This is a genomic window from Campylobacter concisus, from assembly GCF_003048615.2.
GTDB classification, from domain to species: Bacteria; Campylobacterota; Campylobacteria; order Campylobacterales; family Campylobacteraceae; genus Campylobacter_A; species Campylobacter_A concisus_C.
This window is the reverse complement of the sequence record NZ_CP049263.1, coordinates 883,981-900,244: the sequence shown is the minus strand read 5'-3', so window position 1 is coordinate 900,244 and position 16,264 is coordinate 883,981. Positions and strand designations below refer to the sequence as shown.

The 16,264-nt window shown below is 41.1% G+C and carries 16 protein-coding genes; 14 read left to right on the top strand and 2 right to left on the bottom strand.

Annotated features, from left to right (window positions below):
- Nucleotides 1-42 precede the first annotated feature (42 nt).
- From CVS89_RS04585 to CVS89_RS04555, 7 genes are all read left to right on the top strand, one after another.
- A complete protein-coding gene (locus CVS89_RS04585) occupies nt 43-948 on the top strand; it encodes an AEC family transporter (protein WP_103610693.1) in 906 nt (301 codons plus the stop codon).
- 63 nt (nt 949-1,011) lie between these two features.
- Complete coding sequence (locus tag CVS89_RS04580; RefSeq protein ID WP_021085558.1) at nt 1,012-1,338, top strand: hypothetical protein; 327 nt, start codon at nt 1,012-1,014, stop codon at nt 1,336-1,338.
- Between the two features lie 9 nt (nt 1,339-1,347).
- The gene (locus tag CVS89_RS04575; protein WP_002940533.1) at nt 1,348-2,010 is read left to right on the top strand and encodes a response regulator transcription factor; all 663 of its coding nucleotides are present in this window, start codon (nt 1,348-1,350) and stop codon (nt 2,008-2,010) included.
- Nucleotides 2,003-3,172 carry a sensor histidine kinase gene (locus CVS89_RS04570; protein WP_107847824.1) on the top strand — a complete coding sequence of 390 codons (1,170 nt, stop codon included), beginning with the start codon at nt 2,003-2,005 and terminating at the stop codon, nt 3,170-3,172. Before CVS89_RS04575 ends, CVS89_RS04570 begins: the two co-directional genes overlap by 8 nt.
- Nucleotides 3,173-3,298: 126 nt before the next feature.
- A complete protein-coding gene (locus tag CVS89_RS04565) occupies nt 3,299-4,774 on the top strand; it encodes an aldehyde dehydrogenase family protein (protein WP_107847823.1) in 1,476 nt (491 codons plus the stop codon).
- A 127-nt stretch (nt 4,775-4,901) separates the two neighbouring features.
- Nucleotides 4,902-5,618 carry a metallophosphoesterase gene (locus CVS89_RS04560; protein ID WP_107847822.1) on the top strand — a complete coding sequence of 239 codons (717 nt, stop codon included), beginning with the start codon at nt 4,902-4,904 and terminating at the stop codon, nt 5,616-5,618.
- Nucleotides 5,605-6,630 carry a hypothetical protein gene (locus CVS89_RS04555; protein ID WP_107847821.1) on the top strand — a complete coding sequence of 342 codons (1,026 nt, stop codon included), beginning with the start codon at nt 5,605-5,607 and terminating at the stop codon, nt 6,628-6,630. The genes CVS89_RS04560 and CVS89_RS04555 overlap by 14 nt, the downstream gene beginning before the upstream one ends.
- 77 nt (nt 6,631-6,707) lie before the next feature.
- Here the strand turns inward: CVS89_RS04555 and CVS89_RS04550 are convergent, their stop codons facing one another.
- On the bottom strand, nt 6,708-7,529 hold the full coding sequence (locus tag CVS89_RS04550; RefSeq protein WP_035142438.1) for a YihY family inner membrane protein: 822 nt from the start codon (nt 7,527-7,529) through the stop codon (nt 6,708-6,710).
- 3 nt (nt 7,530-7,532) lie between these two features.
- The gene (locus CVS89_RS04545; protein WP_002942758.1) at nt 7,533-8,255 is read right to left on the bottom strand and encodes a plasminogen-binding N-terminal domain-containing protein; all 723 of its coding nucleotides are present in this window, start codon (nt 8,253-8,255) and stop codon (nt 7,533-7,535) included.
- A gap of 114 nt (nt 8,256-8,369) precedes the next feature.
- Here CVS89_RS04545 and CVS89_RS04540 point away from each other — a divergent pair, with 114 nt between their 5' ends.
- The 7 genes from CVS89_RS04540 to CVS89_RS04510 all read left to right on the top strand — a co-directional run bounded on the left by CVS89_RS04540 (nt 8,370) and on the right by CVS89_RS04510 (nt 16,243).
- Complete coding sequence (locus CVS89_RS04540) at nt 8,370-9,539, top strand: peptidoglycan DD-metalloendopeptidase family protein (RefSeq protein ID WP_107847820.1); 1,170 nt, start codon at nt 8,370-8,372, stop codon at nt 9,537-9,539.
- A gap of 9 nt (nt 9,540-9,548) precedes the next feature.
- Nucleotides 9,549-10,916 carry a magnesium transporter gene (gene mgtE, locus CVS89_RS04535; RefSeq protein WP_103578624.1) on the top strand — a complete coding sequence of 456 codons (1,368 nt, stop codon included), beginning with the start codon at nt 9,549-9,551 and terminating at the stop codon, nt 10,914-10,916.
- Entirely contained in the window at nt 10,901-11,485 is a 585-nt protein-coding gene (locus tag CVS89_RS04530) for an NUDIX domain-containing protein (protein WP_107847819.1), read from the top strand. Before mgtE ends, CVS89_RS04530 begins: the two co-directional genes overlap by 16 nt.
- Nucleotides 11,486-11,648: 163 nt before the next feature.
- On the top strand, nt 11,649-13,766 hold the full coding sequence (locus CVS89_RS04525) for an RNA degradosome polyphosphate kinase (RefSeq protein WP_256372124.1): 2,118 nt from the start codon (nt 11,649-11,651) through the stop codon (nt 13,764-13,766).
- 257 nt (nt 13,767-14,023) lie between these two features.
- The gene (locus tag CVS89_RS04520) at nt 14,024-14,656 is read left to right on the top strand and encodes a nucleoside recognition domain-containing protein (protein WP_103558114.1); all 633 of its coding nucleotides are present in this window, start codon (nt 14,024-14,026) and stop codon (nt 14,654-14,656) included.
- Between the two features lie 3 nt (nt 14,657-14,659).
- A complete protein-coding gene (locus CVS89_RS04515; protein WP_002942766.1) occupies nt 14,660-15,115 on the top strand; it encodes a YjiG family protein in 456 nt (151 codons plus the stop codon).
- Between the two features lie 9 nt (nt 15,116-15,124).
- A complete protein-coding gene (locus tag CVS89_RS04510) occupies nt 15,125-16,243 on the top strand; it encodes a M20/M25/M40 family metallo-hydrolase (RefSeq protein ID WP_107847818.1) in 1,119 nt (372 codons plus the stop codon).
- Nucleotides 16,244-16,264 lie beyond the last annotated feature (21 nt).

Genomic DNA, 16,264 nt, shown 5'->3' with positions numbered 1-16,264 from the left:
ATAATCAATTCTTTGTAAATTCCAAACTTAAAAGAGACTGCTATGAATTTCACACCACTTTTTGCAATATTTTTCATAATCGCAACTGGTTTTTTTGCTAAAAAAGTCGGCATTGTTGAGCAAAAGCACTCGATCCCATTTGTGGATTTTGTCCTTTGTTTTGCAATGCCTGCGCTAATCTTTGATAAAATTTACCACGTAAATGTCGATGCCTCGCTTATAAATACGATCTTAATCGGCTTTGCCTCAACCGCCATTAGCGCTGCTTTGGCATTTGTCATAGGTAAGGTTTTTAAATTTACCAAAATAACAACCGTCAGTATGGTCATGCTAAGCCTTTTTGGTAACACACTATTTGTCGGTATGCCTGTCATTCAGGGCTTCTTTGGCGATGCGATGGTAAATGAGGTCATCTTTTACGATCAAATAGCCACTGGTATCCCACTTTCGATCCTTGGACCACTCATCCTATCTTTTGCCGCACCTGAGAAGGTCTCGCTCTTTCAAAATACGATGAAAATTTTAAAATTTCCACCATTTATCGCGCTCATTATGGGTCTTGTCTTAAAAGAAGTCCCGCTTCCAGATTTTATCTTTGCGCCACTTAGGATGTTTGAAGGTAGCGTCACCCCAGTGGCACTTTTTGCGATCGGCGTTGGTCTTAACTTTAGCAGTATCACAAGCTCATATAAAGGCGTTAGCGTCGTGCTTTTGTGTAAGATGATATTGCCAGCTATCGTATTTTTCATCATATTAAAAGTCTCAGGCATCCAGATGAGCAAAACTTGGGTCGTTGGTCTCTTTCAATGTGCGATGCCAACATCAGCTCTTGCAAGTGCGATGGTCATAAAAGCTGGACTTGATAGCTCACTAGCCATCTCATCAGTTGCTATTGGCGTGCTTTTTTCATTTATCACGCTTCCAGTTATCTATTTTGTATTTGCGTAAATTCACACTTATTTCACACTAAGTGACTACAATTGCAACATAATTTAATTTAAAGGAGACTTTATGAAAAAGTTAATCTTAGTTGCACTTGGTGCTATGTTTATGTTTGGCGGTCTTGCAAATGCTACTGAAATGATGCAAAAGGACAAGATGGGCAAAGATGAGATGATGAAGAAAGAGCAGATGATGAAAGATGATATGTCTAAAAAACATCCTGTCAAAAAACACGAAGCTAAAAAAGAAGACATGGGCATGAAAGACGAAATGAAAAAAGACGACATGGGTATGAAAAAAGACGACATGGGCATGAAAGACGAAATGAAAAAAGATGACATGGGTATGAAAAAAGACGACATGGGCATGAAAGACGAAATGAAAAAAGGCATGTAAAGGCACTTGATGGTCAGAATTTTGCTTGTTGAAGATGATGAAACATTACTTGATCTAATAAGCGAGTATCTGGGCGAAAATGGTTACGATGTCACCACTACAAACAATGCCAAAGACGCACTAGATCTTGCATACGAGCGAAATTTTGACCTACTTATACTAGACGTCAAACTCCCGCAAGGCGACGGCTTCTCCCTACTTTCATCGCTACGTGAGCTTGGCGTCACAACACCTAGCATATTTACCACCTCGCTAAACACCATAGACGACCTTGAAAAAGGCTACAAAAGCGGCTGCGATGACTATCTAAAAAAGCCATTTGAGCTAAAAGAGCTACTTATCCGCATGCAAGCTCTCATAAAAAGAAATTTCTCACACCAAAACGGCGAAGATATCAAAATTTTAGATGATCTTTGCTTTCACCCACAGAGCAAAACTCTAAGTAAAAACGGCGAAAATGTAAATATCTCGAGCAAAGAGAGCGACCTGCTCGCCCTATTTTTGCAAAACAAGGGCAAAATTTTAACCAAAGATGAAATTTTTAATAAAATTTGGAAATTTGACGAGGAGCCAAGCGAGCTTAGCCTTCGTGTATATATCAAAAATTTACGCCAAATTTTAGGCAAAGATGCCATTTTAAACAAGCGTGGAGACGGCTACATCTATGTCTGAAAAGACGCAAATTTTATTTAAAATTTTATCCCTCTATCTTGTTAGCTCTGTGCTATTTTTGAGCTATTTTTTTATACACGACTACCAAAATAAAAAAAATGCACTCATCTTAAACGAGGTAAAAAGCCTAAAAGAGATCAAGATGGGCATATATATGAAAGCCAGGATGAATGGCCTAGACTCGGTCTCAAGCCTCACAAACGAAAAGGGCGTACATGCTTGTATCGTGCTGGAGAATGGTGAGAAAATTTATAAAGATTTTGAGTGCAAAAATATCAACAAAGGCAAAAATGTAAATTTGATAGACGGCAAGGTAGCGATCTTTGAAAAGATCCAGTATATGGAGGACAACGCCACAGACGAGCTCGCACGCGCAGACATCTTTCTAGTTGGCAAAAATATCAACGGCGAAATTTTATCCTTGCAAATTTCGACCACACTAAAGGCGCTCTTTTTCCTTTTCGCCCTGCTCTTCATCGCCTTTTACCTCGCAAAACTAAGCCTAAGACCGCTTTATGAAAAGATAGATACGCTAAATCACTTCATAAAAGACTCAACTCACGAGATAAACACGCCCCTAAGCGTCATCTCGATGAGCATAGAAACGGCTGATCTTGAAAACCTAAATGAGCGAAATTTAAAGCGTTTTAACAACATCAGTCTTGCTGCAAAGAGCCTAGGCAGCATCTATGACGCGCTCGTTCATCTAAGCTTTAACCTAGATAAACCAAGCAAAAAAGAGCTAATCGATCTAAATTTACTAACCACGCAAAGGCTTAGCTACTTCTCGCCATTTTTTGCTAAACGCGGACTTAAGATAGAGGCTAGCCTAAAGCCAAGCTTCATAAACGCAGACCTTGAGGATGTGAGTAAAATTTTAGATAATCTCCTTAGCAACGCCTCCAAATACGCAGCGCCAAATTCAAAGGTTAGCATCGTTTTAGAGCCAAATTTCTTTAGCATAAGCAACACTGGACGCGGCATCAGTAAAGAGGACCAGATGAAAATTTTTGATCGCTACACGAGATTTAACGACGATCAAGGCGGCTTTGGCATAGGGTTAAATTTAGTCAAAGAGTGCTGCAAGAAAAATAACATCACCGTAAAATGCCAAAGCGAGCTTGATGGCGAGACTACGTTTTCACTCTCTTGGCAGAGTTAAATTTAAAACCACCCTACTCTAAATAATAAAATTTATTAAAAAAGAGAATTTATATCCAAAATTTATTTTTGATAAATTTTATTAATATTATAATCCTTTTACAAAATCTTAATCAAGGAGAAAAGTATGAAACTACTTGAAAAATACGGGCTTTTCATAGATGGTGAGTGGCGTGACGCAAAAGACGGCGCTACACTTGATGCCAAAAATCCAGCAAACGGCGAGCACCTTGCAAAGATCGCTGACGCTACCGAAGAAGATGTAAATGACGCAGTTCGTGCTGCACGTGAGGCTTTTAATAAATTTAAACACACCACAGTTAGCGAGCGCGCAAAGCTGCTAAACAAGATCGCTGATATCATCGACGAGCACAAAGAACACTTAGCAAAAGTTGAAAGCATGGACAACGGCAAGCCGATCCGTGAGACACTAAATGTCGATATTCCTTTTGCAGCCGAGCATTTTAGGTACTTTGCTGGCGTTATCATGGGCGAAGAAGGCAGCGCAAATGTGCTTGATGAGAAGCAACTCTCTATCGTTTTGCGCGAGCCAATAGGCGTTGTGGGTCAGATCGTGCCTTGGAATTTTCCATTTCTAATGGCAGCTTGGAAGCTAGCTCCAGTTATCGCAGCAGGCGATGCTAGCGTATTTAAGCCTTCAAGCGAGACAAGCCTAAGCGTGCTTGAGCTATTTAGACTGATAGATAAAATTTTGCCAAAAGGCCTTATAAATATAGTAACAGGCAGAGGCAGCAAGAGCGGCGAGTGGATCAAAAACCACCCAGGCCTTGACAAGCTAGCATTTACTGGCTCAACCGAGATTGGCCGTGATATCGCCATAGCTGCGGCTCGCCGTATCATCCCAGCCACACTTGAGCTTGGCGGCAAGAGCGCAAATATCTTCTTTAGCGACGCAAATTTAGACAAGGCGCTTGACGGACTTCAGCTTGGAATTTTGTTTAACCAAGGTCAAGTTTGCTGCGCAGGGTCTAGAATTTTCGTAGAAGAGAGCTTTTATGACAAATTTATCGAGGCTGCGGTTAAGAAATTTAGCACTATAAAAGTTGGCGATCCGCTTGATCCTAAGACTCAAATGGGCTCTCAGATCAATAAAAAACAAGCCGAGCAAATTCTAGAATATGTCGAGATCGGCAAAAAAGAAGGTGCAAAAGTAGCAGTCGGAGGCAAGGCCTACACTGCAAATGGTTGCGACAATGGCGCATTTGTCGAGCCAACGCTGCTAGTTGATGTGACAAACGATATGAGAGTGTCTCAGGAAGAAATTTTTGGACCAGTTGGCGTCGTCATCAAATTTAAAGATGAAGCCGAGCTTATCAAAATGGTAAATGATAGCGAATACGGCCTTGGTGGCGGAATTTTCACGCAAGACATCACAAAAGCGCTCCGTGTAGCAAGGTCTATGGAGACTGGCAGGGTCTGGATCAACACCTATAACCAAATCCCAGCAGGAAGCCCATTTGGCGGATATAAAAACTCAGGTATCGGCCGTGAGACGCACAAGATCATCCTTGAGCACTACACTCAGATGAAAAACATCATGATAGATCTCACTGGCAAAGTAAGCGGCTTTTACGCACAATGATTTTAGGGGGTTTTGCCCCCCCTACTGCTTTAAATTTCATAAATAAAATTTCATTCTAAATTTATCAACAAATAACAATCTTTATTTTTAAGTTTAATAGACTAAAATTTGCGCCAAAGGAGAAAATTTGAGCGAGCAAATTTACATTATCGGCGATGTTCACGGCTGTTTTAACACACTTTTAGAGCTTATAAAGCAGTTTCCAAACAAAGAAAAATCTCAAATTTGCTTTGTTGGCGACGTGATAGATCGGGGGCTTTTTAGCTGCGACGTGGTCGAGCTTATCATGCAAAATGACTATAAAATGGTAATGGGAAATCACGAGCGAAGGCTACTTAGCAATAAATTTGAATTTCTAAACAACAAAGTGCCATTTGACAGGAGCTGGTTTTTTGGAAACGGCGGCGAAGCGACGTATAGATCATATCTTGGACAAAGCGTAGAGTTTAAGCAAAGGCATGTGGATTTTTTAGAAAGCAGGCCAGTTTATCTGGAATTTAAAGATTGCAAAACTCAAAATGGCGAGCATCTAGTCGTCTCTCACTCAGCCGTTGGCAATATGTGGGAGCTAAGAAATGACAAATATGCTAGCGAAGAGTTTAAAAGGCACCTGCTCTCAGGCAGAGGCGACGAGATGCAAGTAGAGGGCATATTTAACGTCTATGGGCACACGCCAGTAAAAGAGGTAAAATTTTATAAAAATAGCGCAGATATCGATACAGGCTGTGTTTTTAACGAAGTTGGTTTTGATAAACTAAGTGCGTTAGAGTTTCCATCGATGAAAATTTATACGCAAAGAAATGTAGAAAATTTTAATAAAAAGGATAAAGATGTGGTTTTCTAAAAAGAGTTCTAGCTTTGCTAGCAGAGTTGATAAATTTTGGAGCGAATTTGGTAAAAATTTAGACGCCATCAAGCGTAATTTAGAGGATAAAGAGTACGAAACAGCGAGCAAAATGACCGAAGAGGCACTAAATTTATGTTTAGTAGATCCAACCTTTATGATAGGTCTTGTTAATGACAAGATCGATCTAGTGCTCACCCCAGAAGGGATGAAATATAGGCTTTTTTGGCTTAAATTTATCAAATCACGCATGCCAAAAGAGTATGAAGCAAAACTTACTTGCACGCTTGGCAAACCACGTGCACCACGCGAAGTAGCAACTATACAGATGTATGGCGTGAGTGTTGATGCAAACGAGGTCATGGTCTATGCAAATTTTGAAGAAAAAAGCGTGGATATGTGCCTATACAACGAGACTTTAAGCAAGCTAAAAAGCGAAGATGAAAATAAAGCCTACACACTAGCTTTTATACTTTGCGACAACGTTGTTGGCGAGACGGCGATGATAAACACGCTTGGGGAGTTTGAGATCGTAGATGAGCCAAGAGAAAAAGGCGTCGCACTTACCGACTTTGCCGATCTTATAGATGATAAATTTGGCAAAGAGGCATCAAGCGAACCGCTTAAGCAGTTTAGCTTTTACGAGCTAGAACCTCGCTCAGATGCGCTAAGAGATGATGTTTTTATGGGATATACAAGCCTAATCTCACTTCTAAATGAGTACTATGACGGCAAAAGCGATATCTATAACGAAGCTTACGAGCTTGGTATAAATTTCTGCTTTTTAGTATTGTATCACGACGGCGACGTGCAGTTTGGTGTTGATAGCAAAAACAAGATAGAAGATGAGCTAGAAGGGAGCAGCTTTTGCGAGGGCATGGGCGCAGCTACTGGCACTAAGCACTCTTATGTTGATCTTATATGCTTTGATAAAGACGAGCTTGAAAAGGCTGTTAGTAAATTTAGCAAAGAGCTTGATATTAAGATAGAAATTTGCGAGTTTAAACGCTAGATACATAAAATTTCACGTAAAATAATACATATCCTGCTAGCTGGTAAATTTACAAAAATAGCCAGCTGGCAATAAATTTATCCTTTAAATTTAGAGCTATTTGAGAGATAGGCGCAAAACTTAAGCCCATATAAAAAGATGATCCACGAGATGTAGATCCAGACAAAGAAGAAAAGCACGGCTGAAAACGAGCCATAGACGCTTAGATAGGTCTTGTTGTAAAGGACGTAATAGACAAAGGCTGACTTGCCAAGATACCAAACAAGCGAGGCGGCAAACGAGCTAAAAAACGCGCTTTTAAATTTTATCTCGTCATTTACTGAGATGAGATAGGTGACGCAAAATATCACCCAGATGATGAGATATGGCACGATGCTTAAGAAATTTATCCAGCTTGTAAATTTAGTCGAGTTTAGCATCTCTTGCACAAGGCTTGAGAGGTAAAAACTGCCAGCAAGTCCGAGTGGCGCAAGCGTGATGAGCGTCCAGTACGAGCTAAGTGCCGACCAAAATCCCCTAGCCTTGCTAGCTCTTGTCACTTTTAAGACTACGTATTCATAATCGCTAAAAAACATAGCCGAAGTAAATATCATCGCCACAAAGCCAACCATGCCTAAATTTCCGCTATTTTGGAGAAAATTCTGCAAGTAGTTTGAGATGATCTCTTGATTGCTTGGCAAAAGAGCTGAGAAGACAAAGTCTTGAATTTTGGCGTAATAATCCTCAAAGCTAGGCAGTTTTGTAAAGATAGAAAACGATATAAGAAGTATCGGTATGATCGATAAGATCGTGTGAAAACTAAGGCTTGCTGCGTAGTGAAAGAGCTCTTTGTCCTTAAGAGCAGCTAGCAAATTTAAACCACTCTTTAAATCGCTCTTGCTTAAGGACAAACGGCTCATTTATCAGTTATCTTCTTCAAAAAGTTTTTCGTAGTGAGCGTCGTAGTTATTGATGTGCTCGCTATTTAGCTTCCAAAATACAGTGTCTATGTCGCTAACTCTTGTGTAAAATGGTAGTTGATAGTACTCAACCTCGCCAGTTTTAAACTCTTTTAGCACCTTAAAGCTTTGGCAATCAGCAAAAACGCTTCTGCCATCCATTGCAACAAAGATAAGACCAGCTGCACTTTGAGCGCACATTTTTCTAAAGTCATCTCTGCTTGGGTTTGGCTTGTATTCGTAGCTTAAGTATGCTCCGACAAGGTCTGGGTGGATAAATATCATATTAGGAAATGCGCCCAAAACCTCTTCATAAATTTCTTTATTTGGCACGACGATTAGCGAGCGGTTATAAAGGTAGTTTAGCACGACTATATCGCCACTTGCAGGTGCGATGCCAGGGAGAGGGAGAGCCTTTTGCTCAAGTAGGTCAAACACCTCAAATCTAACCTTCGCAAAGCCAGCATTTTTTGAGACAACGCTCACTCTTGCGATGATAGAGCTATCAGTGTCAAATTTATGGAGCACGACGCCGCTTGATCCGATCAAAATTTCAGGACTATCAACTATCGTTGCTGTGCCGTCACTCTCGACGCTAATAAGAGGAGTTCTATACTCATTTAAAGAAAAATCAGCCCCAAAAGCAAAGCCAAAAAACAGTGATAAAATCACGATTATACGTTTCAAAAATATCTCCTAAGTTTAAATTTTTAGAGCGATTATAGCCTAAAATGCTTTATCTTTTGCAAAATTAAAGCAAGTTTTAGTTAAAATCCCTCCCAGCTTTTTAAAAGGATATCGATGCCTCGTATATTTGTGATTTTTGCAATATTATGTATAAATTTATATGCCATAAAACCAACTGTTGATGAGCTTAGTTGGCCAAATGGCAGCAGCTTTTTAAATTTCTTAGAGACAAATAAAATCCCACTTTCACTTTACTACAACCTAGCAAGCGAAGATCAAGAGCTAACAGAAGAGATCATCGCTGGCACAAAATATCAAATTTACAAAAACGATAACGGCGAGGTTAAACAAGCTCTCATCCCCGTTAGCGACGAGCTTCAGATACATATTTATAGAGATGACAAGGGCAAATTTCAGCTTGAGTTTATCCCGATCTTATACCAAAGCGAAGATAAAGTTTTAGCCCTAAAAGTAGATAAGTCAGTCTCTGAAGATATCTTTGACTACACTGGCTCTGGCACGCTAGCGCTTGGTTTTAAAGAGGTTTTTAGCGGTAGCGGGATCGATTTTAAAAAGATAAACAAAGGCGATACGATCGCTATTGTATATAACCAAAAGCTACGCATGGGGCGCTCTTTTGGCACGCCTGAAATTTACGCAGCGATGATAGAGACTAAAAACAAACGCTACGTGATGTATAAATTTGAAGATAAATTTTATGATAAAAATGGCAAAAAAAACGATAAATTTTTGCTCGTTCGCCCTCTTGCAAACGCTAGGATCACATCAAATTTCACTCTAAAAAGATGGCATCCGATCCTTCAAAGATATAGAGCGCACCTTGGAGTTGATTACGGTGCTCCAAAAGGCACACCGATCAAGGCTGCAGGCGATGGCACGGTCAAATTTGTCGGACAAAAGAGCGGTTATGGCAGAACCGTCATCATCTCTCACGCTGGTGGCTACGAGACACTTTACGCACACCTAAACGGCTTTGCAAAGGGCATAAGAAGCGGTCTTAAAGTAAAACAAGGCACGCTAATAGCATACGTTGGCACAAGCGGCATGAGCACTGGCCCACACTTGCACTTTGGCCTCTATCTAGGCGGCAAGCCGATCAATCCAGAAAGCGCCATCAAAGTCGTAAAAAATATAGAAGATAAAAAAGAGTCTGCTAAATTTAAAGCAGTCATAAATAGAAATGATGAGCTGATAAGACAAGCTCTAAGCAACGACAAAGAGTATCATAAGGTGGAATTTTTCCCTAACGTAATAGATTTTTAAAGGTAAAACTTGAGCCAAGAACTAGAAGAAGCAAAAGAGCTGATAGATCAGCACTTAGATGAAAATTTAGAAGACGGTGAGCTCTCCGCATACGAGCTAGCCCAGCATCTTAAAACACTTAAAAAGCACGATGAAGAGCTTTTTGCCAAGTACCTTGAAAAGCTAGATCCTGAAATTTTGGGTGATGTGGCGATCGAGCTTCCTGATCACATGCTAAAAGACGTGATCGACACGCTCCCAGCTGAAAAGATCGTAGAAGCGCTTGAAGAGCTAGAGAGTGACGATGCGACTGACCTGCTTCAATACATCGAAGATATCGATGAGGACAAGGCTAGAGAGCTTTTTAACGAGCTAGATAAAGAAAATCAAAACGAAATTTTAAGACTTAGAAGCTACGACGAAGATAGAGCTGGTGCGCACATGCAAACAGAGCTATTTTCAGCTCATCTTGAAGAGAAGCTTGGCAGCGCAGTTGCAAGACTAAGACAAGAGAAGCAAGAAGGCAAACTAGAAAACGTCTCACAGCTTTTCATCATCGATAAAAATAGCGTCTTACAATACGCCATCCCGCTTGAAGATCTCATCCTTTTTGACTTTACAAAGACGCTAAAACAAAATATCGAATCAACCCAGATCGACCACTACAAGCCTCACATGGCAAACGATATGGATCTCATGCAAGATGTCGCTGATATGTTTCAAGAGTACGATCTAAACGTTATCGCAGTTACAAGTAGCACTGGAATTTTGCTAGGTCGTATCACGTATGATGATATCCACGACTACATCCAAGAGAGCGCAACAGAGCAAATTTATAACCTAGCTGGCGTTGATGACGAGTCAGAAGAGGATGATACGCTATTTAAAGCTGGTCGTGGTCGTGCGGTTTGGCTTGGTATAAATTTACTAACAGCACTTTTTAGCTCATCTATCATCGGACTTTTTGATGAGACGATCGCAGCTTACGTCGCACTTGCCGTGCTTATGCCAATAGTTGCTTCAATGGGTGGCAACACTGGCACGCAAGCACTTGCTGTTACGGTTCGTCGTTTGGCACTTGGCGAGATAGAATTTAAAGATGCAAAGAGCGTTTTAAAGCGTGAGGTGACTATCTCACTCGTAAATGGCCTCATCTTTGGCGCTATCATGGGCGTCATCGCCGCTGTTTGGTTTGACAAAGGCATGCTTGGCGTGGTTATTAGCCTTAGTATGGTTACAAATTTATTCTTTGCTGGTTTTTTTGGCACGATCATACCTTTGACGCTAAGGCGCTTTAACATCGATCCTGCCGTTGGCTCAGCGGTCATTCTTACAACTTTTACAGACGCGATAGGATTTTTTAGCTTTTTAGGACTTGCAAAATGGATACTACTATAACAAATTTAGAAATTTTACCTCTTGGTGAGTCAAAATACCTAAAGCCATTTAAGATGAAATTTAAACAAAATGGCTTGCAAAGAGACTGGGACTGCGTCAAGGTGATGAACAGCGTTAGCATATTTTTATATCACGAGCAAAAAGATGCATTTTTGTTTGTCAAGCAGTTTCGCCCAGCTGTTTGGTACTCGCAAGAAAAAGAAGGCATCAAAACAAACGAGCAAGGCTTTACTTATGAGCTTTGCGCAGGGCTTATGGATAAGGGGCTAAGCGAAGAGCAAACCGCTAGAGAAGAGGCAGTCGAAGAGGTAGGATACGAGCTAAAAGAGATGGAGCGCATCACGATGACGTATGGCGCTTTTGGCTTTGGCGGCAACATGCAAACGATGTTTTACGCAAAGATCGATGAGAGCATGAAGGTAAATGCAGGCGGTGGCGTCGATGGCGAGGATATCGAGCTAGTTTTTATAAAACGAGAAGATATGATGAAATTTGCCTTTGACGAGGGCAAGGTTAAGGGCTTTGGGCTCATCTTTGCCTACTTGTGGTGGGAGAAATTTAAAGGCTAAAAAGAGACCTTTTTGATAAGCGCAAAGATAACAACCGCCACAATAAAAATGCCAACTAAAATAATATAATCCGACATAAGAAACCTTTATGTTTAAAATTTGCACTATTGTAACTAAATTTTTAACAAAATAAGAACTTTATAACCGCACATATCATAAAATAATCAAAAATTATAAGGAGAAAATGATGAGCGAAAATGAAACTCTTTTTATCAACCGCGAATTAAGCTGGCTACGCTTCAACTCAAGGGTGCTCGCTCAGTGTGAAAAGGATATACCTTTACTTGAAAAACTAAAATTTATAGCCATTTATATGACAAATCTTGATGAATTTTATATGATAAGAGTGGCTGGTCTAAAGCAGCTTTTTGCAGCTGGAGTGACGACAAGTAGTAGCGATGGCATGAGCCCGCTCGATCAGCTAAGAGAGATCAGAAAGTATCTGCAAGATGAGCAAAATTTAGTCGAGGCTCACTACAAAAGCACCGTTGATGCGCTTAGCAAAGAGGGTCTTTTTATCAAAAACTATGACGAGCTTGATGATAGCTTAAAGCAAAAATGCGACGAATACTTTTTCTCAAACATCCTGCCAGTCATCGTGCCTATCGCTGTTGATGCGACACATCCATTTCCGCACCTAAACAACCTTAGCTTCTCGCTTGCCGTTAAGCTAGCTGACATCGAGCATCCTGAAATTTTAAAATACGGCATGATAAGAATTTCACGAGTTTTGCCAAGATTTACTCAGCCAAGTAGCAACGTTTTTGTGCCGATTGAGACGATCGTGCACCGCCACGCAGAAGAAATTTTCCCAGGGTATAAGCTTATTAGCTCGGCTGCTTTTAGAGTGACAAGAAATGCTGATATCGTCATCGAAGAAGAAGAGGCGGATGACTTTATGATGATACTTGAGCAAGGGCTAAAGCTTCGCAGAAAAGGGGCTTTTGTGCGTATGCAGATAGATAAAGATGCAGACGCTGATATCTTAGAGTTTTTAAATTTTCACATGAAAATTTTTCACAAAGATATCTATTTTTCAAGCATCCCACTCACACTTAGCTCTCTTTGGGAGATAGCTGGGAGCAAGAACTTCAGCCACCTAGCAAACCCGCCCTACGCCCCAAAAACCCTGCCTCCATTTGGCAACGGCGTCTCGATCTTTGACGCCATAGACAAAGAGGATGTGCTACTGGTTCATCCATTTGAGAGCTTTGATCCAGTCGTTAGCTTTATAAGAGAAGCGAGCAAAGATCCAAAGGTGATCTCGATACGCATGACACTTTACAGGGTCGATAAAAACTCACCGATCATCCAAAGCCTGATAGACGCTGCAAGCGACGGCAAGCAAGTAACCGTGATGGTTGAGCTAAAAGCAAGGTTTGACGAAGAAAATAACCTTCACTGGGCAAAGGCACTTGAAGATGCTGGCGCACACGTGATATATGGCATCACAGGCTTTAAAGTGCATGCAAAAGTTAGCCAAGTGATCCGCCAGATCGGCGATAAACTCAAATTTTACATGCACTTTGGCACTGGCAACTACAACGGCAGTTCGGCTAAAATTTACACCGACGTTAGCCTATTTACCAGTAAAGAGGAATTTAGCCAAGATACGACCTCGTTTTTTCACATCCTATCAGGATATAACAAAAACCGCCGTCTAAACGCCCTTAGCATGTCGCCCTTTCAGATAAAAGAGCGCATCATCGAAAAGATAAGAGTGGAGGCTAGCAAAGGCAGCGAGGGCAGGATCATCGCTAAGATGAACGCGCTAATAGACGAAGATGTGATAAATGAGCTTAGCCGCGCCTCAAATGCAGGCGTGAAGATCGACTTAATCGTCCGAGGTGTGTGCGGACTAAGGCCTGGCGTAAAAGGTAAAAGCGAAAACATCAGAGTTCGCTCGATCATCGGTAAATACTTGGAGCACGCTAGAATTTTATATTTCAAGCACGCTAATCCAAAAATTTACATCTCAAGCGCTGACTGGATGCCACGAAATTTAGAGCGCCGCTTGGAGCTTATGACACCTATCTTTGAGCCAAGGCTTCAAGAGAGACTGCTTGAAATTTTAGAGCTTCAGCTAAGCGATAACGACCTAGCATTTGAGCTACAAAATAACGGCGAATACACAAAAGTAGCTAGACGCGAGGGTGAAAAAGTGATCTCTTGCCACGAAGTTTTAGAAAACTATATCTCTAAAATTTATAAATCAGTCAAAAAAGACACCGACAAAGCAAAAGCAGATATGCTTGCAAGCAAGCTTTTAAAAGAGAGCTAAAAGATAAATGGCTTTTAAATTTAAGTTTAAAAGCCATTTTTACCTTAAATCCTAAATCTTAAATCCAAATTTCTAAATTTTTATATACTTTAAATTTACATTCTAAGTCTCTATAATGCTAACTTTTATCGCATAATAATTTTTATATATAAATTACTCATAAAATTTCATAATTAATTATCGAATTTTATATTTTAAATATTACATAAGCATAGGCGTTATAATATTTAAACAAATTCCAAATCAAAGGAGGCTTTATGAAAGAGAGTAGTGATACTAAAAAACTCATCATCGGTACGATCACTCTTGCAATTGCGATCGTTTTCTTTGGAGGTTTTTTACAAAACACCTATGGTGGTATCTTTGATTTTAGCAAGCTAGCAGGTCAATTTCCAGAATGGTTTAAAACAGGAAGTGGCACTAGCGCAAAAGGTGGATTTTTATTTGCCCTTAGTCTTGCCCCTGCCGTTATGCTCGCACTTGGCTTTGTTGCTATTTTTGAGAAATACCATGCACTTTACGCAGCTTCAAGACTGCTAACACCTGTTTTAAAGCCACTTATTGGCATACCAGGATGTTGCTCTATCTCTTTGATAGCAAGCACACAAAGCACCGACGCAGGCAGCTCAACGGCTAAATTTTTGCGTCAAGATGGCCTCATCTCACACAAAGAGCTTCTCATCTTTGCAGCGTTTCAGTTTAGCGCTGGTGCGATGATCACAAATTTCTTATCTTCATTTGCTCCGGTTTTACTAGTGACTGACAAAGCTGGCAACACAGCCCCTGCTACCATAGCCATGGTGCTTGGCATAGTCTTTGTCTTTAAAATTTTAGGAGCAAATTTGATGAGACTTTATGTCAAAAAATTTGTCAAAGATGATGAGGAGTAAGAGATGACTGAAAATAAACTAATAACCGACGTATTTGTAGAGGGCGCTAGAAAAGGCTGGGACATCGCCGTAAAAAACACCATCCCAAACGTGCTTATGGCATTTGTCATCATCCACATCCTAAAAGTATCTGGCGCGCTTAGCGTGATAGGCAAATTTCTAGGATTTATTATGCTCCCACTTGGTCTTCCAGGTGAGTCCATAGCCGTTTTCATGGCTGCATTTTTGAGCTGGGGCGGCTCAGCAGGCGTGCTAGTAGCGCTTGTGGGAGATGGTACGCTAAATGCAAACGATATCGCTGTCTTGCTTCCTGGCATGGCGCTAGTTGGCTCGACTGTGCAGTACATGGGACGAGTTTTAGGCGTGCTTGAAGTACCAGGCAGACACTATCTCGTACTTTTTGGAATTTGCATCCTAAATGCCTATTTGGCGATGTTTGTGATGAGCTTGCTCGTATAAGGATAAAAGATGAAAGATAGTGAAATAGACAAATATTTGGCCGATCTAAAGGAGCTAACCGACATCGAAAGCCCGACTTCAAGCATCGACGGCGTAAATGAAGTTGCAGCTTGGTTTAAAAAAAGAGCCGAAATTTTAGGCCTAAAAAGTAGGAGCATAGAGCTTGGCACCGACAAGGTCGCTCCTTGCCTTTTCATCTCAAACGACCTTGAGGCAAAAAGCTACGACTTTTTATTCATCGGTCACATGGACACCGTTTTTCCTGTGGGCACAAAGGCTGAAGTGCCATTTAGCAAGATGGATGAGCGCATAAACGCACTTGGCGCGATCGACGATAAAGGCGGCAGCTTGCTCTCGCTTTACGTCATCAAAGAGCTTGATCTTAGCAAACTAAAGATCGGCCTCTTTTTAAACTCTCACGAAGAGACTGGCTCAAATTTCGCCAAAGACGCCATAAGAGAGCTAGCCAAAAAGTCTCGCTACGCCCTAGTCGTCGAGCCTGCAAGAGAAGATGGCTCGATGGTGGCTACTAGAAAAGGCGTGATCTCTTATGTATTAAATTTCCGTGGCGTTAGCGCGCACGCTGGCAACCACCCAGAGCGCGGTCGTTCAGCTGTCGTGGAGGCTGCAAATTTCATCGTTGAGCTCTCAAAACTCACTGATTTTAAGGCAGGTCATACATTTAATAGCATAATGACAAAAGGTGGCGACGCCCAAAACGTCGTGCCAGACTTTGCCAGCGTGACATTTGAGATGAGATATCGCCACGCTAGCTCGGTGGAGTTTTTACACAAGAAGATGGATGAAATTCTATCTCATCCGATAGTGCCAGAAGTGAGCTGTGAGCGCATCCTCATAAACGAAGAAGGACCGATGATAGACGAGGTAAATTTACCAAATATCAAAAAAGTCTTTGACGAGGCTGCGAAGGCCACTGGCACAAGGGTCACTTGGGTCGATGCTGGCGGACTAAGTGATGGCAACATCAGCGCATCAGCAGGATGTCCTACGATAGACGGCCTTGGTCCAACTGGTGGCAACATGCACACAAAAAACGAGTATCTAGAGATAAACTCGGTAGTCAAAAAGTGCAACCTCATAGTTGAAGCGATCAAAAAACTTTCGTAGTTTAGGCAAGCTATATGCTTG